Here is a 22,773-nt window from a genome sequence, read left to right on the forward strand (position 1 = left end):
GCCCTCTAGGCCGCCGCACAGGACAGAGACGAACGCCCTACATAAGATAAGGTGAAATCAGCTGATAACCAAATATAACGAGGTGAACCAAAAATGAGCTCTTTAAACAATGTTTGGCCCGGCGCGGTTGGACCCGCCAATATTGGACCTAATATTGCGCCTGTCAATGTTGCGCCTGTCAATGTCGCACCTGTTCATCACGGCTTTCCCGGCTTCTGGACGTCAACAGGTACGATTCTTGTACTGTACATTTTGCTGGTGATTATTCTTCACTCTACTTTTATTTAATGGGCTATGCAATAACCGCAAGCCAAACAGTCTGCCGTGCGGCAGGCTGTTTTTTTTCATAGATATAACAAATTGCAAAGCTTATACTGGATAGGAAAATACCAGAAAAGATATTCGCGAAAGGCGGCTGGTCCACTTGGAATATTTGCAAATTACCAAGCAAAACATCGACGGCCAACACATTTGCTGCGCTTTAGGCGCCAAGCAGTATGAAGCAGCCGTAAACGAGAAAAAAAGCTGGCTAAAGGAACGAATGGACGAGGGCCTCGTATTTTACCGTCTGGACGACCGGGCCAAAGTTTTCATCGAATATTTGCCGGCCGATCAAGCCTGGGCTCCTGTCGATGCCCCCAACTATATGTTTATCAATTGCCTTTGGGTGTCTGGCAGGCATAAGGGGCAGGGGCACGCAGGAAGGCTGCTGGAGCGGTGCAAGGAGGACGCGGCGGCCCGGGGCATGGACGGCATTGTGCATATCGTCGGAAACAAAAAGCTGCCTTACTTGAGCGATAAGGCTTTTTTTCAGCATATGGGGTTTAAAGCGGCGGATGAGGCCCAGCCTTATTTTCAATTGATGGCTTTAACCTGGAGCAAATCCGCTGCTGCTCCTACGTTCAAGCCGCACGGCAAGCAGGCCTCCGTCCCGGAAAAAGGAATTTCAATCTATTACACGGCCCAGTGCCCATTTGCGGTTGGCATGCTTGAGGAGCTGCAGAGCGCTGCTCGCTTCAAAGGCGTTCCGTTTCGAGCCTGCCGGATCACGTCCAAAGAACAGGCGCAGCAGGCCCCTGCGGTTTGGACAACCTTTGCCCTGTACTATGACGGAAAATTCGTCACGCATGAAATCTTGAGCGTGAATAAATTCGATAAACTGCTGGAGCGGCTGCTTCAGGCTTAACGGACTCCTCCGATCCATTTACACGCAAAAAACAGGGTGTCTCCCGCTGTACGATCTTTCCGGGAGCAAACACCCTGTTCTTATTTAAAAAGCCCGGTCGGCTTAGAAATTGAAATCTTCGTCGGTCAGCGGCTCGACGTTCAGCGCCCGTACGTAGCCGTTGCCTTTTTTGGAGAAAAAGTCGTGCTGCTTCGTATCGGTACGGATGCCGTTGAACACGATCGGATTGACCTCTTCCTCCTCGAACGGCGGCTCGAAACCGAGGTTCATAAACGCCTTGTTGGCGTTATAGCGCAGGAAGACTTTCACTTCGTCCACCAGCCCGATTTTCGTGTAAATCTGCTCCGTATACCGTTCTTCGTTGGCGTGCAAGTAATGCAGCAGCCCTTCCAGCGTTTCGTACACTTCCTTTTGCTCGTCTTCGCTCATTTGCGCGTAGATTTCCTGGGCGAGCACGCCCACGTACACGCCATGAATGCTTTCGTCGCGCAAAATCAGGTCGATGATTTCGCCGCTGCAGGTCATTTTGCCCTGGCCAGCCAAATACAGCGGGTAGAAAAAGCCGCTATAGAACAAGTAGCTCTCCAGCAATACGGAGGCCGCCATCGCCAAATACAGCTCTCTCGGGGAGCGGATGTTGGTGTAGTACTGGCGGATCGTCTCCGCCTTCGTCTGCAGCATCGGGTTCTGTTCCACCCAGCGGAAAACCTCGTCAATCTCCTCATTGGAAGCCAAAGTGGTGAAAATGCTGCTGTACGATTTGGCGTGAATCTGCTCCATCATGCCCATAAATCCGAGTACGGCTTTACGCTGCAGGCCTTCCACATGCTCCATGATCTGCGGCATGCCGACGCCGCCCTGTACCGTATCAAGCAGCGTCAGGCCGCCGAGGACCTTCATATATGCTTCTTTTTCATCGTCGTTTAAAGTCATCCAGGACATTTTGTCGTCGGACAACGGGATTTCGTCATCCGTCCAGAACTGCATGATGTTCTGGTTCCAGAACATCATCGTAAAATCGTCGTCCGGACGGTTCCAGTTTACAGCTCGTAATGCGCACATCGCCGTTCGTTCATCCCTTTCTAATTCTCCATTATACCGAGCAGGTCAGGCATTCTTCCACGGACAGCGTCTTCGTCCGGGTATAATACAGTGACTTCAGCCCTTTATGAGCGGCGTACAAATAGTAACGCGCCAACTGACGGGTCGTCACGTTGCTGTTGACGTGAAGGATCGTCGAGATGCCTTGGTCGACATGCGGCACGATTTCCGCGATCAAGTCGATCACCTTGAACTGGTCCATCTGATAGGCCGATTTATAGAAGAAAATATTTTCCTGGCTAAGATACGGCATCGGATAATACGTCGTCGAGTTCGCGTAGGTCCGGGTTTCAATTTGCTCCACGACCGGCATCACGCTCGAGGTGGCGTTCTGAATGTACGAAATGCTGGCGGTCGGCGCAATCGCCAAACGGTAAGCATGGTACAAGCCGTTTGTCATCACCTGCTGCTTCAACTCAGCCCAGTCCTGTGGAGACGGGATGTGCATGCCTTCGAACAAAGCGGTCACTTTGCCGGAGCGCGGACGGTAGTCCGTATTCAGATAACGGTCGAAATACTCCCCTGTAGCGTAGTCGGATTGTTCGAAGCCGGCGAAGGTCTCTCCGGTTTGCACGGCGATCTCCATGCTCTTTTCCAGGGAATAATAGTTCATCATCATAAAGAACGTGCGGGTAAAATCACGCGCCTCTTCACTCTCGTAAGCGATCTTGTTCTTCGCGAAAAATCCGTGCAGATTCATCACGCCCAGCCCGACGGAATGCATTTCCCGATTCGCTTTGGCGACGCCGGGAGCGTTGGAAATATGCGTCATGTCGCTGACGGACGTGAGTGCGACCATGCCTTCATGCACAGACTCACGGATCTTCTTCCGGTCCATCACGTTCACGATGTTCAGGGAAGCCAGGTTGCAGCTGATGTCGCGGCGGATCGCATCCGCTTGCCCGTAATCGGCGATTTCCGACGTCTCCTGCAATTGGAAGATTTCCGTGCACAGGTTGGACATTTTGATCTTCCCGACCTTGTTCAGCGCATGCTGGTTGTTGGCGTTGCTCTTATTCATGATGTATGGGTAACCGGATTCCAGCTGGACCGTGGCGATCTTGGTCAGCATGTCGCGCGCGCTCATCAGCTTTCTTTTCTTAACCCGTTCGTCGGCAAGCAGTTTGTCGTACATCACGTCCAGATCCATATCGTCCAAATGGGTGCCGTAAGCTTTATATACGCTGTAAGGGCCGAACACGTATAGCGGCTCGTTGTCCTTGGCCAATTGATAGAACCGGTTCGGTACGATCAGCCCAATCGACAAGGTTTTCAGGCGAATCCGTTCGTCGGCGTTGATTTTTTTGCTATCCAAAAATTCCGCGACATCCCAACCGAAAATGTTGTAATATCCCGCGCCCGAGCCTTTGCGCTGCCCCATCTGGTCAGCATAGGAAAAAGCGTCCTCCATCAGCTTCAGCACCGGCATGATCCCTTTGGCCGCGCCTTCCACGCCTTTAATCGCCTCGCCGCGTCCGCGCAGCTTCGACAGGTTCACCGCCACGCCGCCGCCGATTTTGGACAGCTGCATGCAGGTGTTCAGCACGTAGTTGATCGAGTTCAGCGAGTCGTCCATTTCCAGCAGGAAGCAGGACACCATCTCGCCGCGCCGGCTTTTGCCCGCGTTCAGGAACGTCGGGGTGGCCGGCTGCAGCCGCTGCTCCATCATCGAACGGGCCAGCAGGCCGGCGGTTTCCGCGTTGCCGCGGCCGAGGTGCAGCGCCACCGCCGCTACCCGGTCAGGGTAATGCTCCAGATACTTGGACTTATCGTTCGTCTTCAGCGCGTAATCGGTATAAAACTTCGACGCCGCCATATAAGACGGAAATTCAAAATGATAGCCGTGGGTAATGGCATATACGCGTTCGACCTCGTCTTCCGTATACTGTTCGTACACGTTCTCGTAATAATCGTTTTCGATCATGTACCGCACTTTATCGGTCGTGCTCGAAAAGGTCACGCTTTTAAGTTCGACTTCTTGCATAAATTCAGCGACAGCTTCCCGGTCCTTCTCCAGTTGGAAGAACCCGCTCTCGTCCCGCTTCATCAACATGTTGTTTAGTTCAATATGCCGCAACCCGGCTCACCTCCTGCTTAAATCTTTCCGCATCCTGTTTCGTGCCCGACAGCTCGAATTTGCCCACAACGGGAACATGATAGCGCTGCGCAATCAAATCCGCGCTCAAGGCAAAGCGCTCGCCCCAGTTGCGGTTTCCGCTGGCCGCTACACCTAGCAGCCGCTGATGGTTATGCTCGAGAAAAGCGGAGACCTTTGCCGGCACCTGTCCAAACCCCGTTGTATATGTAATCAGCACAAACGGCTCCTCCAGCGTCATATTCTCGTCAATTTGCACGGCCGGCAAATCAAGCTTCTGGATGAACCGTTTCACGTTTCCGGTTTTGGAATCATAGGCAATCAGCATCGTTACTCCCCCACTTTTCTTCTATTACGCGGTAAGTATATGATATAGATGAGATACACACCAAAATCCATTTCACAACAACATATTGGTGTACTTGTTTAATTTAATACCTATATATTGTGTTGTCAACCTGGTAAACGTCCCAAACCGCATCCAAATCCCCTGTGGATAATGTGGAAAATCGATGCAATCCCGCATCATACTAGGGTCCGCTGGGGGACAAGTTGTTGATAAAAAATTTTTAAAAATTTTTCTATCAAAAAAAGATAGATTGCTGTGCGTGGAAGCTACTTTGTTTTGCTTTCCCTTTTGCGGTTTAATTAAGAGTTCGGCAGTTGAGCCCTGGCTTGGCTAGTAGGCTGTTCCTGAAATAATGGAGCATGGTGGCGGCTTCTCTTGAACTGCAAAAGTTAGCTTGCTAAAAAACTCAGCCGGAAACATAAGGGAAAAAAATGGCTCTATTTCGGCGAAATCCCGTTTTGGAGAGAAATAAAGGAAAATTATGGCGCTATTTTCTCAAATCACAGGGGAATGGCCGCTTTTCGCAGCACCCATTGAAAAATAGGGCCAAAAAATTCCGCTAATCAGGACGAACAGGCTCCATTCGGAAAATAAGACCATAAAGTTCCGCTATTTTTTGGATAGACCTCCACCCGACCCGTAGATTTATCACGTTTTTTCTGGATCATTTACTAGGCGTGCAAAAAAACCTTGTCATACCGGCAAACAACCGTTATGACAAGGTTTTTTGACAATGGCCGCATCACAGTAGGACAGACTGGTGCACCGCCGCAGAAGCAGCACGCTGTTGGACGAGCCGCTGTGTATCGCGGGCAATCATCAGCTCTTCGTTGGTGGGGATGATATGCACTGCCACACGGGAGGCGGGGGTGCTGATCTTGCGCTCGCCAGGCGAGCGGCTCCGGTTCAACTTCGGGTCCAACTCCAGCCCCAGATAGGACAGGCTCTCGCAGACCTTGGCGCGGATATAGTCGGAATTCTCTCCGACCCCGCCGGTAAAGATCAGCGCATCCAGACCGTTCAGTACGGCGCAGTAGGAGCCGATGTATTTGCGAATGCGCTGTACATACATATTCAGCGCCAGCCTTGCGCCCTCATGGCCTTCATCGGCGCAGCGGATGATCTCGCGCAAATCGGAGCTCTGGCCGGAGATGCCGGCCAACCCGCTATGCTTGTTCAGCAGCGAATTGATCTCGCCAAGACTCAGATTCTCTTTGGCCATCACAAAGGGAATGATCGCCGGGTCGATATCGCCGCAGCGGGTTCCCATCATCAGGCCTTCCAGCGGGGTCATGCCCATGCTGGTATCAACAGACTTCCCGTCCCGAATGGCGGTAATGCTGGCTCCGTTGCCGATATGGCAGGAGATTACACGGGTTCCCTGGAGGGGTTGGCCGGTAATTTCGCCAAGGCGTACGCTGACATATTTATGCGAGGTTCCATGGAACCCGTATCTTCTGATTTTATGACGGTCATACAAGACTCTGGGCAGCGGATACATGTAGCTCTCCTGCGGCATCGTCTGGTGAAAAGCGGTATCGAACACACACACCATCGGCGTCTCCTTGCCCAGCAGTTGGCGGAACGATTCGATCCCCTTCAGATTGGCCGGATTATGCAGCGGCGCCAGCTCGATATTGCGTCTTACCGCCTGCAGCACCTCATCGCCCAGCAGTGCCGCATCCGAAAAAAATTCACCGCCATGGGCAATCCGGTGCCCTACTGCCGCGATTTCCCGCACCGAGGCGATGGACCCGCTGCCCGGATCCGTCAGCGCCGCAAGCATATGGGTGATGGCCTCCTTATGCTCCAGGATCCGCAGACCGGTCTGCGGAGGCAGCGGTGGCGTACAATCCTGACGATGAATCGCCTGCTCCGTTCCAATCTCTTCAATAATTCCCTTCGCAAGCACCGATTCATCCTGCATATCAAACAGCTGATATTTCAAGGATGAGCTGCCGCTGTTAATGACCAGCACCTTCATAATACGGCTCCCCTCTTCCATCCCTATTTCTTTATAAATTCAACCGCCGATTTGGCAACGCAAGCCATAACCTTCCACCACATGGCGCAGGCTCTCCATCTCTTCGCTTGGCGGTGGAGTTTGTTGCTTCATATGGTATTCCGTGCCCAGATAGGTGTATTTATTCTCGCCCAGCCGGTGAAAAGGCAGCAGATGCAGCTCACGCGCCCCCGGCAATTCCGCGGCAAACGAGGCAATGGCGGCAATCTCATGGATCGTGTTGTTGAAGCCGGGAACGACGGGCACGCGAATAATCACCTGCGCCCCCCGCCTGGCAATCCGCCGGGCGTTCTCCAGAATCAGCGAGTTGGACTGCTTCACATATTCATAGTGTTTACTGTCCTCCATATGCTTGATGTCCAGCAAAACCGTATCGAGCAGCGGCAGCACTTGATCCAGCACGGCCGGATTACAGTAGGCCGTGGTTTCAATCGCTGTGTTCCAGCCTTGATCCTTGCAGGCGCGCAGCAGGTTCAGAGCAAAGTCGCTCTGATAGAGCGGCTCACCGCCGGAGAGGGTAATCCCCCCGCCGGAACGCCGGTAATAAGCCTCATCCTTGCGCAGAATGGACACAATCTCAGAGGTGCCCATCTCTTTGCCATTCATGGTCAGCGCCCCGTTGCCGCATTCGGCGCTGCAAAGTCCGCAGGATACGCAGCTTAGGCGGTTAACGGTCACCTTCGGCCGATAGCTGATGGCTCCCACCGGACAGACCTTTGCGCAGCGTCCGCAGCTGAAGCAGTTGTCCTCCTGAACCATCAGCTGGCTACCGGGAGCCTGGGTTTCGGGATTGCTGCACCAGCTGCAGCGCAGCGGGCAACCCTTCAGAAATACGATCGTGCGGATACCTGGTCCGTCATGGAGCGAGAAGCGCTGGATATCGCTGACCATCCCCCTGGCTTCCCAAATGACTTCATTCATGGTGGGCCTCCTGATCTATATAGTTACATCGTCTGCTCCGTCCGGTTAATAATGTCATCCTGCAGTTTCTTGTCAAGTGTGGTGAAATGGGCGCTGTAACCTGCCACACGGACGACGAGGTTCTTGTATTTCTCAGGATTGCGCTGGGCCTCCAGCAGCGTATCACGGCTGATCACATTAAACTGCACATGCATCCCCTTCTGGTCAAAAAAACCTCTGACCAACGCCGCCAGCTTCTCCAGTCCCGCCGGTCCACTCAGCGCGGACGGATGGAACTTCTGATTGAACAGCGTACCGTTGGAGGCGATATGATGATCCAACTTCGCCACCGAGTTGGCCGAAGCCGTAGGTCCACTGGTATCCCGGCCAGATACCGGCGACACCCCGTCGGCCAGCGGTTCGCCCGCCAGCCGTCCGTCCGCCGTTGCCCCGGTGGCGGCGCCCAACGGCACATTGGCCGAAGCCGGATACAATCCGGGCTGGAAGGTGCCGCCGCGCGGATTGACATGCTTCTGCACTTCACGGCAGTAGACAAGTCCTACTTGACGGGCCAATTCATCGACCTCTTCGATGTCGTTGCCGTATTTCGGCGCGGCAATCAGCCACTCGCGCAGGCGGGCGTCATTGCCTTGACCCTGGCTCTGGCTGTTGCCCAGATCCACCTTCACATCTGCTTGCGCGCCCAACTGGGCTAACGAAATCTGGTTGCCTTCCATGAGGAATTTTTTGATCATTTCAACAATATGCTCCTGGGTCAACGTATCCAGCGAGATGGGAGCAGAGGCTGTAGCAGCAGCCGGCTGGGCCAGGCCAAAATTGCGTTCAAGCGCTGCCTTCAGCTCTGGCAACGTTGTTTTCCGCTCTTCGAAAACCACCTTCTGGATCGCGTACATGGCATCCGCTACATTGGCAATACCTACGCCCTGCGGTCCGGTGAAGTTATAGAAGGCGCCGCCTTCCTGCAGCGATTTGCCTCTGCCGATGCAGTCATACACCATGGAGGACAGGAACGGCAGCGGTGCTCTTTCTGCATGCGCATAATCCACCGAGTTATCCGCTTGAGCCAATAGATTGACGAAATGTTCCATCTGCTTGCGGTAAGCCTCCATAATCTCATCCAGGGAGGTGAAGGAGGCGAAGTCTCCGGTGGTGATCCCGGCTTTTTTGCCATTGACGGTGCCGTTGCCGATGACAAACTCCATCACCTTCGGCAAATTGAAGAATGCGGCGTCATGCCAGCCTTCGGTTTTTCCGCCCTTTTGCGGCTCAACGCAGCCGATAAGGCCGTAGTCACGCGCATCCGCCAGACTTACGGAACGGCTGACCAGCGCGGGGATGATAACCTCATCGTTGTAATACGCCGGGAGTCCAAGACCCAGACGGCTGACCTCCGCTGCCTTCAGCAGCAGCTCATCCGGCGTGCGGTTCCAGACGCGGATCGAGACGGAAGGCTGTGGCAACTTCACATGGGCCGTCGCCTCCAGGCAGGCGAAGGACAGCTCGTTGGTGGCGTCCAGCCCCTCCTCATTCTGACCGCCGACCACCAAATTCTGAAACATCGGGTATCCGCCAAAAGCTTTACTGGAGGCTTCGTCGCGGATTTTGTTAATCTCGTTCAGCTTCACCCACAGACAGTCCAGCAGTTCCTGGGCTTCTTCATGGCGAAGGGTGCCACGCTCGATATCCTGTTTGTAATACGGATACATGTATTGGTCAAAACGCATCGGAGACACGGAGTGCCCGTTCGATTCCACCTGAATCAGCATGTGCACGAACCAGAAGCACTGCACCGCTTCGCTGAAGCTGGATGCCGGATTCGCCGGAACCTGCTCACAATTGCGGGCAATCTGCAGCAGTTCCCGCTGGCGGACACCGTCGCTGCAGGCTGCGGCCTGACTCTTGGCCAGCTCCGCGAACCGTTTGCCGAACTGGATGGCTGCTTCCGCAGAGATGATCACCGCGTTCAGAAACTGTTCTTTTTTGATATAATCCGGCAACGAATGGTCTGCCTCCGCTTTGGCCTGCCGCGCCTCCTCGATGATGCCTTTGAAGCCCTTGGACAGCACCTTTCCATAATCCACAGAAATATGGCCAACGCCGTTATTATAATAATTGCCTACCGTAAAAACTTCCGCATCGATCGCCGTCAACGCTTCGGGAGACATGAAGGAAGTTGCCAGTTCCTGCACCGTGCGGCCGTTCCAATATTCAAAAGAATGCTTCAGCTTGCTGACCGCATCATCCGAGATCGTAAACACGTCACCCGTTCTGCGGGCCACCGTAGCGAATTCGCTCAGCAGCCAACGGTTTGAAAACTCGGGAAAGATCTGACATCCTCTTGGCTTGGCAGTCAAATTGCCCACGATCAGCTCTTTGTCCCGGATCACCAGCGTCATGTTCTGCAGAATATGCTCCAGCGCTTTGGCGCGGCGGATAATCATCGGAAGATGCTCGGTTTGCTTAAAAGATTCCGTAATCAGCACCGCTCTTTCGGCTTCGATCTCCGGAGTGCCGGACATCAGGTTGTCGATCAGATGGCCGATCCGGCCGGTTACTGCTGCTGATTTGGGCATATCGTAGACTTTTGTCATCGTATAGCCTCCCCCTTCAGTTTGCTTTCCTAATGCTTGCCAGCTGTTCATGATAAGCGCTAATACACCCTACGAAACAACTGTTCCAGCTGCTCAACATTGACCTCGCGCGGATTGGTCGCGGTGCATTTATCCTTCAGCGCCGCCTGGCTCATCGTGGACAGCAGTCCTTCATAAGCCTCACGGTCAATGCCGGCCGCTTCCAGCGACGCAGGTGTGCCGGTCAGCTTCTGCAGCGCCCGCACCGCCGAAACCAAGCTGGCCACGCCCTCCGCCACCGTGGCCGCCGGGAGGTGCAGGCGATGGGCCAGCTTGCAATAACGCGCCGCCGCCTGGCTCTCACCCCCGCTCTCCAGGTCAGCGTTGTATTCGATAATATGGGGCAGCAGCACGGCGTTCGCCCGTCCATGCGGCAGATGAAAATGCCCGCCCAGCGTATGTGCCATGCTGTGGGTAATGCCCAGCGCCGCGTTCGTAAACGCCATGCCGGCCAGACAGGAGGCATTGTGCAGGCGCTCCCGCGCCTCCAGATCGTCGCCGCTATGATAGGCGCGCAGCAGATAATCAAAGATCAGTTCGATGGTCTTCTCGCAGAGCGCATCCGTATAATCGGAATGCTCGCTCGACACATAAGCTTCGATGGCATGCGTGAGCGCATCGATGGCGGTATCGGCGGTAATCTGCGGTGGCACGGTTCTCAGAAAGGCGGCGTCCAGGATCGCCACATCCGGGATGATGTCCTGCGAGACAAGCGGAATTTTCGTGTCGCCCAGCGTCATGACCGAATAGGAGGTCACTTCCGATCCGGTACCGCTTGTCGTCGGAATGGCGATGAACAACGGCTTGCCGCCGTCATCCGCATTTCCGGCATGCTGGCGGGCGAACAGCAAAATGCTTTTGGCCGCGTCAATGGTAGAACCTCCGCCCAGGGCAATAATCAGATCGGGACGGAAGGCCAGGTACTCCTTCACTCCGGCGGCCACCACCTCAGCAGGCGGATCAGGCTGTACGCCGGTGAAGAGCCGGTAATCCTCCACACTGGTCTGCAGAATATGAATTAATGTATCCGCGAACCCGGCCTGCACCATAAAAGGATCGGTAATGACCAGGGCCCGGCGGTTATCGAGCAGCGTTAAATATTCAAGCGCGCCTGTATCAAAATAGACCTCCGTTTTTACACTAAAACGCTTCATTCCTTTTGCCTCCGTTCCACGTCATTCGTCGGTCTGCAAATCGTCCACAATCCCGACAATGGACATATCTGCGGATAAGCGGATGTCCTCATACATGGAACTGCCCCAGTCAATCAGCACCAGGTCACCGATTCCCGCGCCAACCATATCAATGGCAACGAACACATCATCACCGGTCATTCTGCGCTTCTCGTCCACTGATTTGATCATAAGCAGCTTGGCGCCGATCAGCTTCTCACATTTCTGGGTAGAGACGACCTTGCCGATGACTGTAGCCAGATGCATGCTGTGATCCCTCCCTTATCCCATCAGTTGCCGCAGCAGCTGCTGTACGATCGCTTCAAGTTGGGCCTCATTCATTGCTGCCGGTGCCGTCGGTGCTGCCGGTACTGCCGTTGCCTCAGCCGTCATCTGCTTTGCCGCACACACCGGCACAGGCTCCCGCAAATCCTCCATCTCGCGCACACCATAGGCTAAGCGGCGGATGTTCAGCAGGTTCATTGGGCCGATGTTATCCGATGTGGAGCTGCCGCCAACCGCACCGCACCCCAACGTCATGGCCGGAGGAAGATTCGTGGTTGCTCCAATGCCGCCCAGCGCTGCCGGAGTATTAACAAGCAGGCGTGACACCTGCTTGTGGAGTGCAAACTCCCGGATCACAGCTTCATTGCGCGAATGGATCGTCATGGTATGGCCTTTGCCTTCCCCTTCCAGCAGCTCCATGCAGCGCTCGCAGGCCGCTTGCCAATCCTCTGCCTCATAAAAAGCCAGCACAGGCGCCAGCTTCTCCCGGGAATAAGGATTGCTGTGCGAAACGGTCGTCTGCTCCGAGATCAGCACCCGGCTTCCGGCCGGAATGCTGAATCCGGCCATCGCCGCCAGCTTCTCCGGCGACCTGCCGACCGCCTGCGGATTAATCGTGCCATTGCCCCGCAGCAGGAAGGAGCCCAACCCAGCCGATTGCTCGCTGTTCAGGAAGTAGGCCCCTTGCCGCAGCAGTTCCTGTACAACCTGCTGTCTGCTCTCCTTCTCCACCACAATCGATTGCTCGGAAGCACAGATCACACCGTAATCAAATGTCTTGCTGTCGATAATCTGCTTGACCGCGCGCGGAATATCCGCCGACCGCTCGATGAAGGCCGGGCCATTGCCAGGGCCGACACCGATGGCAGGTGTGCCGGAGCTGTAAGCCGCCTTTACCATCGCTTCCCCGCCGGTGGCCAGGATAAGCGAGGTGTCGCGGTGCTTCATCAGCTCGCTGGTGCCCGGCATGCTGAGAATAGACAGGCAGCCCAGAATGCCTTCAGGCGCTCCCGCCTGCACCGCCGCAGCGGAGAGAATAGCTACTGTCTCGCTAATGCAGCGGCGTGCGGACGGATGGGGCGAAAAGACGATAGCGTTGCCTGTCTTCAGCGCCAGCAAGCTTTTGTAAATCACCGTCGAGGTTGGATTGGTTGATGGAATCAGCCCGGCGATTACACCGACCGGGACGGCGATATCCACGATCTGATCGGTTTCATGGGTGGCGATTACACCGACGGTCTTCATGTCCTTAATATGCCGGTGCAGTTCCCTGCTGGCGAATGTATTCTTAATGACCTTGTCTTCCCAGCGGCCAAATCCGGTCTCCTCGTGGGCCATTTGGGCGAGCTTGACGGCGGACTGTTCTGCAGCCGCGGCCACCTGCGCTACAATATGATCAATTTGCTCCTGGCTGTAGCTTTGCAGAACCTTCTGAGCTTCCTTGGCGGCTGCGAGAATGACGCGAACCTCCTGTATCGATTGCAGATCATGATCCAGAATCTTCATTGCCGTTTCCTCCTGCTTCTTATGCTTGTTGCTCACTTACTTCTTCAGAAAACGGAGTTCAACCTTGCGCGCTTCCAGCAGCTCACGGGCCAGCGGTGTGATGATGGCATCCTCCCGCGCGCTCAGCGTCCCTCCTGGAATATGTTGCACATCGGCTAGGGTGATGACCGAATCCGGCAGATGGATGGCGTTCGGCGGGTTCTGGGCGGCTGTCCTTCCGCTGCCTGACGAAATGCCAGCGGCAGGGTCTCCCTCCGCCAGCAGTCCGTACGTGCTCAGCGTTTCGCGAAACTCCGCGAGTGTGACCACCTTAACGCCAAAGTCCTGCAGTGTACGCTCATAACCCAGCAGCATCCTGTTGTACGCCGCGTTGCCGCCCATCCCGGCGGCGGCCTGCACGGTATGTAGCGGATCATAGCCGTCACGGACCGCAATGATCTCCTTGCGCAGCATGATCGCCGCGGCGATGCCAGCGGTAAGCGGGCTGTCGGTGATGCCAAGCGCGATCTTGCTTAATGCACCCCGGGTAGCGAGTGGAATCAGCACCAGCTCCGCCTCGCGCAAGGCTTGCTCGATTTCGGCCAGCCCGGTTAATCTGCGCGCGGACAACCGGGACAGCAGCGTCTCATCCAGCAGGGGCAAGCCGGGGCTGTCATCGATGACGAGACTGTAGCGGTACAGCGGATAATCCGCCAGTAACCTGGCTACACAGTCTTCGTTCACTGTGCCTCCGCTGAGGAACACAACGACTCTCCTGCTCAGTGCGGGCAGCAACGACTCCAGCATCTGGCGGATTAAGGTTTCGGTGTTCATCACAGCGCCCATCGGCTTCACCCTTGCGAATGCACTGCAGTGATCCGAACGGTGTCTCCGTTCTTCACCTCTGCCGCATTTGCCTCATCGGTATCGATATGCATCTCCAGCACGAACTCGCGGCCTGCGCGGATACGTACATCATGAAACATGATTTTCTTGCCGGAGTCCGCCGACTCCACAGTGACTGAATCGCCGTTCTTCACCCCAAACCGGGTTGCATCCTCTTCACTCATATGAATATGGCGTTTGGCACAGATCGCCTTATTGTTCATCACCAGCATGCCTTTGGGTCCGATCACACACAAGCTCGCAGCGCCTGCCGTATCTCCCGAGTCGCGGACGGGAGGGTTAATGCCGAGCGCAAAAGCATCGCTGCGCGAAATTTCGATCTGGCTGGACGGCCGCAGCGGCCCCAGCACGCGGACGCTTGGAAAGCAACCTTTGGGGCCGGCGATACAGACGGTTTCCGAAGCGGCGAATTGACCGGGCTGCTTCAGATTGCTTTTGACCGTCAGCTCATGGCCAGCTCCGAACAGCACCTCCATATCCTGGCGGTCCAAATGGATATGGCGGGCGGAGATTCCAACCGGGATGCTATAGCTGCGGTCCTTTACTTTAAGCGTGCTCGCGATTTCCGCCGCAAGACTTTGTACCAGCTGATTATTTATGTCCATCACGGTTGACCATCCTTATTTGTTTTGGCTGAGCGCGGCCGGTGGTGCAGACAGAGCGTGACCGGCTGGCCTTTCATCCTCCTACACAGCGGATCGCCGCACAGATTGCAGCCGACCTCTACCTCTTTCCGCTCTACTTGCTCTACTTGCTGCTCTTGCTGCTCTTGTTGCGGTATTGGCGGCTCTGAATGCGGTACTTGCGGCTCTGACTGCGGCTCCGTCCGCAACTCCTGATCCGTAGCTTCGACCACGGGCGCCTGCTCCGCTTCCGGATCCGCTACCGTTTCCCCGCCCGCAGTTTCCTCCAGCGGCTCTACAGGCGTCTGTTCCGCCCCCGATTCGGTGAATACGGTTTCAGGAGAATGGACCAGCCGTCCGATACCTTCCGCCGGGTGGGCAATGACCATCGCCGCTATAACCGTCCCCAGCTTGCCGGCGCTGTTCTTTGCTCCCTCTACCGCAGCTTTGACCGCACCCACATCTCCGGTAATTTTGACCACGATCCGCCCGTCCCGCGCTTTCTCGTAGCCCAGCAGCTTGACATGGGACGATTTCACACAGGTATCGGCAGCCTCCAGCGCCGCCGGATAACCGATCACCTCAATCAGACCAAGGGCATTCTCATTCACAGTAGCCACTCCTTCAACGTTTTACATGTATGCCTGTGCTGCTCTACAGATTAGACTGTGCCATCGATACCGGGTTGTGGCCCATCGATCTTAGTACGCTTACGCCCACATCGCGGGCGGAGATCACCGCTTGGCGGACCGCGCCGGAATCGCCTGTAATCGTGACGATAATTTCATTCGAGCGGGCTGTACCTTTATCCGGGCTAGCGTAGGTTACAATCTCTACATTGGCTGTTTTGAGTGCGGTGTCCGCCATCAACAGGCCGATCGCAGCCGGAGCACCAACTAGAATACCGAAGGATTTGCCCGCCGGTGCGCCAAAAGCTTTCTCCAATGCCAGACTCGCACGTGCTGTATAATGGAGCTCCACATGTCCGGCATCGCAAGGGTAGACATCGCCGAAGGTGCGCGGCAGCTCTTTGAGCGCCACTTCTACTGCCCGGCGGGAATCGGAGACATCTTCGGAGGCAAAAATAATGGTGCAGCCGTGTCCGGCCCCGCCCTTGGTGTCCCGCGCCAACTCAATCGAGACCACTTCCGTGTTGGTCGCCTTCACTGCTTCGTCGGCAGCCATAATTTGCGGGCCTGCGCCGGTGCGCGAGCTGATGATGCCGATAGAACGGTATCTCGGGTCCAGGCCCATGCTCTCATGCAGATGGCGGTCCAGGTTGGCGATCACCAGGCCCACGGTATCCCCCATGGCTGAGCCGACATATTCCGTTATCGCGTTGTAATGGCTTGTCACGTCTTGCTCCCTCTTTTCCGTATACTGTTGGTTGTTCAGCGAAAAGCCTGCGGCAGCATCGGCTGCCGGGGCGGAAGGCACACCCCCGGGGCTTGCCTGGACAACCGCTTCAATCACCTGCTTCAGAATTGCTTCATCCATACTCTCACCCCGGTTTTATTGTTCAGACAGCTTCGGCAAAATTTTCTCAACGTCCATATGCGGTCTTGGAATTACATGTACCGAAATGACCTCGCCTACCCGTTTTGCGGAAGCTACTCCCGCATCCGTTGCCGCCTTGACAGCGCCTACATCTCCTCTAACCATAACGGTTACCAGACCGGATCCGATTTTTTCATAGCCAATCAAGGTCACATTTGCAGCTTTTACCATTGAATCCGCTGCTTCGATTGCGCTGACCAGCCCTTTTGTTTCAATAAGTCCGAGTGCTTCCTGCCGCATAATTTTGCGCACCTCCATAGATTTGAACTTGCGTATTCATCTCCCATTGTACGAAGAACGGGGCCGCAAATATTTGACTATAACCACTCAAAACAGGACTATTACGACTCGCTGCCTGGTACTTTAATGACATGGCAAAAAATTACATGTAGTTAATATGCAATAATTGATTGCGCTTACAAATAAGCTGTGGCATAATCCCACTATCTTGACAGCTGCCTCCTTGCCTGAGGAGCAGGGTTCAGTGAAAGTAAGTGTTCAAACCTCTGAAAGTGTGTGTTCAAAAAGTCGGCTTTTCAGCACCGAAGCATATGCTTCCGAAGTGCGTTTTTTCAAAACGCTTAGCGTATGCTTCCGAAGTGCGTTTTTTCAAAACGCTTAGCATATGCTTCCGAAGTGCGTTTTTTCAAAACGCTTTAGGTCGGATGAAGCTAGTAGACGATTCTGGAAATAACGTTAGCATGATGGCAAATGAAGACTTGAGAAAACGGCAAAATTAGTCTATTGAAGATCTCGGGTGACAACATAAAGGAAAAAAAGGGCGCTATTTCAGCGATATCCCCCATGTTGCGTGAAATAGAGGAATTTTATGGCGCTATTCTCACGATTTAGTGGCGAAAGACCGCCTTTCGACCTGTTCATCGAAAAATAAGACCCTAAAGTTCCCCTATGGTGATGAATAGGCTCAAATTCGCAAAATAAGCCCCTAAAGTTCCTCTATTTTATGGGGAACGATACTGAGCGCAAGACTAATATAGAACAAAGTGATCCATGGCCCCTGTCCGCAGATAAGCCATATTATTTCCGGATCATTCTACTAGGGATTGAGTAGCGGAGCTGAACGTTTTCGGAGAAAACGGCTTCGGAAACATAGTCTTGTGAGGGTACGTGAGCAACTAAAATGTTTCCGCAGGAAACATGCTTCGGAAGCATATGCTAGAGCCCGGCTGAATTCAAGATTCGACGCCGAAACCGCTCCCTGGGTAATTTATTCTTGCGATATAAGGAAGCCGGCACTTAGATGTTACTTCTTTCTTATATCTTCAAAAGACGACTTTTTGAACAACCTCTGAAAGGAATGGCGATAACATGTCCGAAGTGATTCAACTTGCCGACATTATCGAAGTGGAAGCATTCAAGAGCATACAGGAGAAGCTGGCCAAAATCGTGCTGTTTCCCGTTATTACGATTGACGCGGAAGGTAATCCGATGGGCGCGTGGAGCAATTTCTCCCCGTTCTGCAAGCTGGTGCGTTCTTCCAGCGAAGGAGAGCGGAGATGCATCAGTTGCGACTATGAGGCAGGGAAGCTGGCGATGAAACACCGCGAACCGCAAATCTACCGCTGCCATCTGGGTTTGCAGGACTGTGTGGCGCCAATCATTGCCGAAGGTTATTTTCTGGGGGCGGTGCTGGGCGGGCAAGTGCTGACGGATGAAGCGGACCGTGCGAAAATTGACGCCGAGCGCATCTCCGTTGAATTCGGGCTGCCGCTGCAAAAGGTACTGGAGGCGATTGGGCAGATTCCGCTCGTCAGCCGGCAATACCTGGAGGATTCGGTCAATTTCGATACCTTTGTTGCGAACTATATTGCCGAGATCAGTATGAAAAAAATGGTGCAGGAGCAATTTCTCAAGGAAAGCCGCGAGAATCTGTTGCTGGAGCAAAAAGCCAAAACGATGGAGCTGAAGCAGCTTCAGGCCCAGATTAATCCCCATTTTCTGTTCAACACTCTGAACACGATCGCCCGCATGGCCCTGATCGAAAATGCCCCGGAAACAGAAGAGCTGATCTATAACCTCTGCGACCTGCTGCACTACAATCTGAAGAATGTGGAGGAATTCCCCAAGATCCGCACGGAAATCGAGTCGATTAAGAAATATCTCTACATCCAGACTCTGCGCTACAGCGACCGGATTCAATATGAGATTAAAATCGATCCTGAGATTATGGATTACCGCATCCCGTCGATGGTGCTCCAGCCCTTGGTGGAGAATGCCTTCATCCACGGACTTGAGCAGAAGCGTGACGGCGGCACCGTGCGGATCAGCGGCTGCCGAACGCCGGATAACCGGATTGTCATCACGGTTGCGGATAACGGCAGAGGCTTTAAGCCGGATATTCTGCGTGCGTTCGCCAACGGGGATGAGGACAAGGGCACACATACGGGGATCGGACTGTTCAACACGCATGAACGGCTGCGCGGCTATTTCGGCAAATCGTACGGCCTTAGCATCCGCAGCGAGTCGGATGTTAGCACCTTGGTCCATATCACCCTGCCCTGCTTGAAGGAACATCTGCCGATCCGAATGGAGGATGAACATTTGTGATTAAACTGATGATTGTTGAGGATGAGCCACTGGAGCGAATAGCCCTGCGTAAAATCATTCAAAGGCTGCCGCTGGACCTGGAGGTGGTGGAGGATGCGCTCAACGGCGAGGAAGCGATCCACAAGGTACAACTGTTGGGGCCGCAAATTCTGCTGATGGATATCCGCATGCCCGAGAAAAACGGACTGGAGGCCCAGCAGCAGATTATCCACAGATTCCCACTGACGAAGACGATTATTCTGACGGCCTACAGTGATTTCCAATATGCCCGCGAAGCACTGCAGTGTGGGGTTATTGACTATCTCCTGAAGCCGGTGCCGCCCCACCAGCTCAAATCTGCGCTCGATAAGGCGATCCAGTCCTTGAATCCGGGCGAAGCTATGGACGCAGAGACACCCCCTGCCACTCCCAAGCCGGACGAAGATCTGATTGCGACGGCACTGCGATATATTGAACGGCATATTACCAGCGAACTGACTTTGTCTGAGGTTGCCGCCTTCATTCACCTGAATCCGCAATATTTCAGCCGCCTGTTCAAAAGCCGCACCGGGGTCACCTTTACCGAATACGTCTCCGTGCAGAAGATCAACCGGGCCAAGGATATGCTGCTGCACAGCAACCTGCCGGTTTACCGGGTGGCGATTGATCTGGGGTTCTCGGACGCGGCCTATTTCTCGCGTGTCTTCTTCAAATATGAACAGCAGACTCCGCTACAGTTCAAGAAGCAGGCCGAACGGGCTCTGCGCGAGCGCATAAGAGGGCAATAAAGCAGCGATCCCCCAGTGATTGGAGAAGCGCTGCTTTTTGGGGGACGCCAGTCCGGCATAAAGGTGATGTCTCCCATTCTTGATCGATCCCCCTTACCCTTACGTAACCTCCGCCTAGCGATACAGTTTTGGGTCATAAGGCTTGGGAATCGGCTCTTTATTTTGCAAATACCATTCCACAATGCGGTCTGTCAACTCATCGTAGATGTCGTCTTCCAAATACGGCCTCTTGTATTTTCTGAGCATCTTGACGCTCTTACGGATTTCCTTTTTTGCGCTCTTCTCAAACACCTCGGACTCTCACAATGTCTTCTCGATATAATCATAATCGCAAAATCTGACAAAACCTTTATCCCAGTTGATGTTGCCGTTTCTTTGGGCCTCGTCCCGAAGTTTCTCGATGGCTCGAATCGGTTCGTCCTGAACAGTCTCCGCTTGACCTTGCGGAGGAACATACGTCTGCCACAGGTACTTGGCCTCCTCAAAATATTTCATGCTTTTCCTCCCATTCTAACGGACCGCAGCGTCGTTATTTCGGCGAAATTAACACCCTGCGGAGTGTAACGGACACCACAGACCTTATTTGGCATCTAAGCCCGCCTTTTCCTCCTATTTCGCGCAAATAAGAGCTCACTGGTCCGTTAGAATTTAAAACGCCGCTTTTTCGGGCAAATAAGGGCTTTCGTGTCCGTTAGCCGCGTGCAGTCAGATCCATCGCGTGCAGAATGCTGGCCTGCGTTTTTTACGCAAGCTTATCTACTGGCGTGCCATCATCATAATCCCTTTTTTCGTAATCACGTAATTATCGGGCAAGCAGGTAGTGCCGGGATGATTCCGACAGCGGTCATAAAGCGCCTTAAGATCGAGCTGAAAATCGCCGCGCGGCCGTTTCGGCTCTTTGATCCCCCAGTTTTCCATGCATTCCAGGATCAGCCGCTGCGTCTGCGGGTACATGCTTGCGGCCTCCAGCAGGCAGCCTACGCTCCCTAAACGGGTATTCTCGTCGTACTTCGGTTTTAGCTTGGAAACAAGCTCCGTCACCAAATGCCACAGCCAAATCTGGCAGGTTTTATCGCTGTCCGGAATCGGAGAGTCAAAAAATCCCTTCCGCAAGGCCGCCCATAAAGCCATTAAACTATTCCCGGCCAGTTCGGGAGTTTCATAGTTATGAAAATTCGTCAGCAGCGCGTTGATCCGTCCGGAGATATCGATCCCCCGCTCCGCCACTCTCCACCAGACGCGGCACTTCAATTCTTCCGTTTGCGTATCGCTATAGTATTGAGACAGCAACAGTCTCAGCGCTTCCTCTGGCAAAGCAACGCCCAGAGCCAGCATTTCATCCACGAGCGCGGCGGCCCGGTACTGGACATAAAGTTCGGTTTCCGTTTTGTCGGCTGCCTTTTTTGCGATATGCATGAGACGCGCCGCAGGGACAACATACGCCATGAAAGCAACGCCGTCCGCCCGCAAGCTTTCATAAGCCACTTCCAATAGGTCAGCCGTAAACTCGTAGTCCTTTAATTCGGCGATGAAACCTGTACTTCCATCGATCTGCCCGGCCCCTGCCAAACGATCCGCGATCCAGAGGACCGCGCCTTGTGCTTCACCGGACGCCAGTATCTCTTCAACCAGCATCTCCTTCCGTTCTTGGCGCTGCTCCTGGCTCGCTGCGGCAAAAGCCTGCAGCTTCCCTTCCATCAGCTTCTCATTGAACATCATCGTTCTCCTTCCAGATTTGTGGTTGACCGCCCCGCCTTTCTATTCGTCATCTTCTTCCAGGCACATTTGAATAAAAGAAAACAGACTAGCCGCTTCCACGGAACGGTTCCCCCAATCATGCCAGAAGTAGAGCACCTGTCCGACTTGGCCCGCTTCCGCCGGGTCCATGTCCAGGCACAGGTAGTCCCCGCCGCCGTTATACGCGATCGGAATCCACTTGTCATTCCATAACAGCGGTTTGATTTCTTGCCCAATGTCCGGCTCCATTTCATCCGCTTCAAACTCTTCCCGCAGGAAGTTCCAATTTTCCACAATTTCCCCGAGCGGGCTGAGCGTCAAATTTCTCACGAACGGCTCCGATCCCAGATCCGAGTCCTGCCCGTTATGTACTTGATAGAAAGTTTTCATTTCCTCGGGAAACTTCAACCCAAGCGCCTTCTCGGCGTGCTCGAACTCCGCTTCATCGGCACCGGGCCGCAGCCTTAGCGCCTCCTGAAAACCGTCCTCCTTAGCCTCCCCCTTTTCAATAATCAAGCTCCATAACCGTTCCGCCTGCTTTAACAAGTCTCAAACCTCCCGTTTAGATATACCAATATATATCGGCGCCAATGTCGAAATCAAACTAGAATCTGCTACAATAAGTTTAATATGAAGAGAAATGATAGGGGAGTCGAAATTGAAAATACTTCGGGAACACCGCTGGGATTTGACGGAAGCGGAAGCCATTCAACTGCAGCGGGAACTGGCTGCAAGAGTGATCAGGCAGGATGCATTTTCTGAGCCAATCCGTTACATTGCCGGTGTAGACGTAGCTTACAGCGAACAAAACGACCGCTTAATCGCCGCGGTTGTCATTTTGGAAGCAGATACTCTGAAGCCTGTGGAATCTGCGGTCGTTGAAGATACCGTTCACTTTCCTTATGTGCCGGGGCTGTTCTCCTTCCGGGAGCTTCCACCGATCATCAAGGCATTTGAGCGGATCGTCACTCCCCCGCAGCTAGTCGTATGCGACGGCCAGGGGTTGGCCCACCCCAGACGGTTCGGACTGGCCTGCCATTTAGGTGTGCTCTACGATATCCCCGCCATCGGATGCGGGAAAACCAGGCTTTGCGGCGATTATAAGGAGCCGGAATTGCACAGAGGCGCCTTCTCCCCGCTCACGGACGGGCGTGAAGTGATCGGACATGTCCTCAGAACGCAGCGCAGTATCAAGCCGATCTTCGTATCGGTTGGCCACCGGATATCCTTAAGCACAGCTTGCGAGTGGATCTTAATGCTGGCGCCCAAATACCGTTTGCCGGAAACGACCCGGCTGGCCGATCAGTTGGTGCGAAAGACGATGGCGGAATAAATCTCCATTAAGACTGCTTATTTTTGTTCGTATAA

General features: G+C 54.1%; 23 protein-coding genes. 5 read left to right on the forward strand and 18 right to left on the reverse strand.

Annotated features, from left to right (window positions below):
* The first annotated feature begins 93 nt into the window (after positions 1–93).
* Positions 94–288: a hypothetical protein gene (locus tag ACLD72_RS04930; protein ID WP_251591699.1), complete on the forward strand. Its 195-nt coding sequence runs from the start codon at positions 94–96 to the stop codon at positions 286–288.
* Positions 289–424: 136 nt separating this feature from the next.
* The gene (locus ACLD72_RS04935; protein WP_410996319.1) at positions 425–1,186 is read left to right on the forward strand and encodes a GNAT family N-acetyltransferase; all 762 of its coding nucleotides are present in this window, start codon (positions 425–427) and stop codon (positions 1,184–1,186) included.
* Positions 1,187–1,288: 102 nt separating this feature from the next.
* Here the strand turns inward: ACLD72_RS04935 and nrdF are convergent, their stop codons facing one another.
* The 14 genes from nrdF to pduA all read right to left on the reverse strand — a co-directional run bounded on the left by nrdF (position 1,289) and on the right by pduA (position 16,573).
* Positions 1,289–2,248: a class 1b ribonucleoside-diphosphate reductase subunit beta gene (nrdF, locus tag ACLD72_RS04940; RefSeq protein ID WP_410996321.1), complete on the reverse strand. Its 960-nt coding sequence runs from the start codon at positions 2,246–2,248 to the stop codon at positions 1,289–1,291.
* 31 nt (positions 2,249–2,279) lie between these two features.
* Positions 2,280–4,364, reverse strand: coding sequence for a class 1b ribonucleoside-diphosphate reductase subunit alpha (nrdE, locus tag ACLD72_RS04945; RefSeq protein ID WP_410996323.1), 2,085 nt, complete (start codon positions 4,362–4,364; stop codon positions 2,280–2,282).
* Positions 4,351–4,710 (reverse strand): class Ib ribonucleoside-diphosphate reductase assembly flavoprotein NrdI, encoded by a 360-nt coding sequence (gene nrdI, locus ACLD72_RS04950; protein WP_251591408.1) that lies wholly within the window; start codon positions 4,708–4,710, stop codon positions 4,351–4,353. The genes nrdE and nrdI overlap by 14 nt, the downstream gene beginning before the upstream one ends.
* A gap of 763 nt (positions 4,711–5,473) precedes the next feature.
* Positions 5,474–6,715, reverse strand: coding sequence for an acetate/propionate family kinase (locus tag ACLD72_RS04955; protein WP_410996324.1), 1,242 nt, complete (start codon positions 6,713–6,715; stop codon positions 5,474–5,476).
* 39 nt (positions 6,716–6,754) lie between these two features.
* The gene (locus ACLD72_RS04960) at positions 6,755–7,675 is read right to left on the reverse strand and encodes a glycyl-radical enzyme activating protein (protein WP_410996326.1); all 921 of its coding nucleotides are present in this window, start codon (positions 7,673–7,675) and stop codon (positions 6,755–6,757) included.
* Between the two features lie 23 nt (positions 7,676–7,698).
* The gene (locus ACLD72_RS04965) at positions 7,699–10,266 is read right to left on the reverse strand and encodes a glycyl radical protein (protein ID WP_410996328.1); all 2,568 of its coding nucleotides are present in this window, start codon (positions 10,264–10,266) and stop codon (positions 7,699–7,701) included.
* A 59-nt stretch (positions 10,267–10,325) separates the two neighbouring features.
* A complete protein-coding gene (locus tag ACLD72_RS04970; protein ID WP_410996329.1) occupies positions 10,326–11,459 on the reverse strand; it encodes a 1-propanol dehydrogenase PduQ in 1,134 nt (377 codons plus the stop codon).
* 21 nt (positions 11,460–11,480) lie between these two features.
* Positions 11,481–11,744, reverse strand: coding sequence for a EutN/CcmL family microcompartment protein (locus ACLD72_RS04975; RefSeq protein WP_036619984.1), 264 nt, complete (start codon positions 11,742–11,744; stop codon positions 11,481–11,483).
* Between the two features lie 15 nt (positions 11,745–11,759).
* Complete coding sequence (locus tag ACLD72_RS04980) at positions 11,760–13,268, reverse strand: acetaldehyde dehydrogenase (acetylating) (RefSeq protein ID WP_410996331.1); 1,509 nt, start codon at positions 13,266–13,268, stop codon at positions 11,760–11,762.
* A 36-nt stretch (positions 13,269–13,304) separates the two neighbouring features.
* A complete protein-coding gene (locus ACLD72_RS04985; RefSeq protein ID WP_410996333.1) occupies positions 13,305–14,093 on the reverse strand; it encodes a hypothetical protein in 789 nt (262 codons plus the stop codon).
* A gap of 5 nt (positions 14,094–14,098) precedes the next feature.
* Positions 14,099–14,758, reverse strand: coding sequence for a phosphate propanoyltransferase (locus ACLD72_RS04990; RefSeq protein ID WP_410996535.1), 660 nt, complete (start codon positions 14,756–14,758; stop codon positions 14,099–14,101).
* Positions 14,758–15,387, reverse strand: a complete 630-nt coding sequence (locus ACLD72_RS04995) for a BMC domain-containing protein (RefSeq protein WP_410996335.1) — start codon at positions 15,385–15,387, stop codon at positions 14,758–14,760. The genes ACLD72_RS04990 and ACLD72_RS04995 overlap by 1 nt, the downstream gene beginning before the upstream one ends.
* Before the next feature lie 43 nt (positions 15,388–15,430).
* Positions 15,431–16,273 (reverse strand): propanediol utilization microcompartment protein PduB, encoded by an 843-nt coding sequence (gene pduB / locus ACLD72_RS05000; protein ID WP_410996337.1) that lies wholly within the window; start codon positions 16,271–16,273, stop codon positions 15,431–15,433.
* 15 nt (positions 16,274–16,288) lie between these two features.
* Positions 16,289–16,573: a propanediol utilization microcompartment protein PduA gene (gene pduA, locus ACLD72_RS05005; protein WP_124333160.1), complete on the reverse strand. Its 285-nt coding sequence runs from the start codon at positions 16,571–16,573 to the stop codon at positions 16,289–16,291.
* Between the two features lie 1,089 nt (positions 16,574–17,662).
* Between pduA and ACLD72_RS05010 the strand changes: the two genes are divergently transcribed.
* Entirely contained in the window at positions 17,663–18,901 is a 1,239-nt protein-coding gene (locus ACLD72_RS05010; RefSeq protein ID WP_410996339.1) for a PocR ligand-binding domain-containing protein, read from the forward strand.
* Entirely contained in the window at positions 18,898–19,668 is a 771-nt protein-coding gene (locus ACLD72_RS05015; RefSeq protein WP_410996341.1) for a response regulator, read from the forward strand. Before ACLD72_RS05010 ends, ACLD72_RS05015 begins: the two co-directional genes overlap by 4 nt.
* Positions 19,669–19,782: 114 nt before the next feature.
* Here the strand turns inward: ACLD72_RS05015 and ACLD72_RS05020 are convergent, their stop codons facing one another.
* The 4 genes from ACLD72_RS05020 to ACLD72_RS05035 all read right to left on the reverse strand — a co-directional run bounded on the left by ACLD72_RS05020 (position 19,783) and on the right by ACLD72_RS05035 (position 21,951).
* Positions 19,783–19,914, reverse strand: coding sequence for a hypothetical protein (locus tag ACLD72_RS05020; protein WP_458475586.1), 132 nt, complete (start codon positions 19,912–19,914; stop codon positions 19,783–19,785).
* A gap of 54 nt (positions 19,915–19,968) precedes the next feature.
* Positions 19,969–20,163, reverse strand: a complete 195-nt coding sequence (locus tag ACLD72_RS05025) for a hypothetical protein (protein ID WP_410996343.1) — start codon at positions 20,161–20,163, stop codon at positions 19,969–19,971.
* Positions 20,164–20,424: 261 nt separating this feature from the next.
* A complete protein-coding gene (locus tag ACLD72_RS05030; RefSeq protein ID WP_458475587.1) occupies positions 20,425–21,384 on the reverse strand; it encodes a hypothetical protein in 960 nt (319 codons plus the stop codon).
* Between the two features lie 42 nt (positions 21,385–21,426).
* Positions 21,427–21,951 (reverse strand): SMI1/KNR4 family protein, encoded by a 525-nt coding sequence (locus ACLD72_RS05035; RefSeq protein ID WP_410996347.1) that lies wholly within the window; start codon positions 21,949–21,951, stop codon positions 21,427–21,429.
* Positions 21,952–22,063: 112 nt separating this feature from the next.
* Between ACLD72_RS05035 and nfi the strand changes: the two genes are divergently transcribed.
* Entirely contained in the window at positions 22,064–22,738 is a 675-nt protein-coding gene (nfi, locus tag ACLD72_RS05040; protein ID WP_410996349.1) for a deoxyribonuclease V, read from the forward strand.
* The last annotated feature ends 35 nt before the right edge of the window (positions 22,739–22,773 follow it).

It is taken from the genome of Paenibacillus lacisediminis, assembly GCF_046567315.2.

What these genes read in the sequence shown, in the direction of transcription:
- ACLD72_RS04930 (WP_251591699.1), top strand. Translation starts at nt 94, where the DNA reads ATGAGCTCTTTAAACAATGTTTGGCCCGGCGCGGTTGGACCCGCCAAT.
- pduA (WP_124333160.1), bottom strand. Translation starts at nt 16,573, where the DNA reads ATGCGGCAGGAAGCACTCGGACTTATTGAAACAAAAGGGCTGGTCAGC.
- ACLD72_RS05030 (WP_458475587.1), bottom strand. Translation starts at nt 21,384, where the DNA reads ATGTTCAATGAGAAGCTGATGGAAGGGAAGCTGCAGGCTTTTGCCGCA.
- ACLD72_RS05010 (WP_410996339.1), top strand. Translation starts at nt 17,663, where the DNA reads ATGTCCGAAGTGATTCAACTTGCCGACATTATCGAAGTGGAAGCATTC.
- ACLD72_RS04990 (WP_410996535.1), bottom strand. Translation starts at nt 14,758, where the DNA reads ATGGACATAAATAATCAGCTGGTACAAAGTCTTGCGGCGGAAATCGCG.
- pduB (WP_410996337.1), bottom strand. Translation starts at nt 16,273, where the DNA reads ATGGATGAAGCAATTCTGAAGCAGGTGATTGAAGCGGTTGTCCAGGCA.
- ACLD72_RS05025 (WP_410996343.1), bottom strand. Translation starts at nt 20,163, where the DNA reads ATGAAATATTTTGAGGAGGCCAAGTACCTGTGGCAGACGTATGTTCCT.
- ACLD72_RS04980 (WP_410996331.1), bottom strand. Translation starts at nt 13,268, where the DNA reads ATGAAGATTCTGGATCATGATCTGCAATCGATACAGGAGGTTCGCGTC.
- ACLD72_RS04975 (WP_036619984.1), bottom strand. Translation starts at nt 11,744, where the DNA reads ATGCATCTGGCTACAGTCATCGGCAAGGTCGTCTCTACCCAGAAATGT.
- ACLD72_RS04970 (WP_410996329.1), bottom strand. Translation starts at nt 11,459, where the DNA reads ATGAAGCGTTTTAGTGTAAAAACGGAGGTCTATTTTGATACAGGCGCG.
- ACLD72_RS04955 (WP_410996324.1), bottom strand. Translation starts at nt 6,715, where the DNA reads ATGAAGGTGCTGGTCATTAACAGCGGCAGCTCATCCTTGAAATATCAG.
- ACLD72_RS05020 (WP_458475586.1), bottom strand. Translation starts at nt 19,914, where the DNA reads ATGCTCAGAAAATACAAGAGGCCGTATTTGGAAGACGACATCTACGAT.
- ACLD72_RS04960 (WP_410996326.1), bottom strand. Translation starts at nt 7,675, where the DNA reads ATGAATGAAGTCATTTGGGAAGCCAGGGGGATGGTCAGCGATATCCAG.
- ACLD72_RS04965 (WP_410996328.1), bottom strand. Translation starts at nt 10,266, where the DNA reads ATGACAAAAGTCTACGATATGCCCAAATCAGCAGCAGTAACCGGCCGG.
- ACLD72_RS04985 (WP_410996333.1), bottom strand. Translation starts at nt 14,093, where the DNA reads ATGGGCGCTGTGATGAACACCGAAACCTTAATCCGCCAGATGCTGGAG.
- nrdF (WP_410996321.1), bottom strand. Translation starts at nt 2,248, where the DNA reads ATGTGCGCATTACGAGCTGTAAACTGGAACCGTCCGGACGACGATTTT.
- nrdI (WP_251591408.1), bottom strand. Translation starts at nt 4,710, where the DNA reads ATGCTGATTGCCTATGATTCCAAAACCGGAAACGTGAAACGGTTCATC.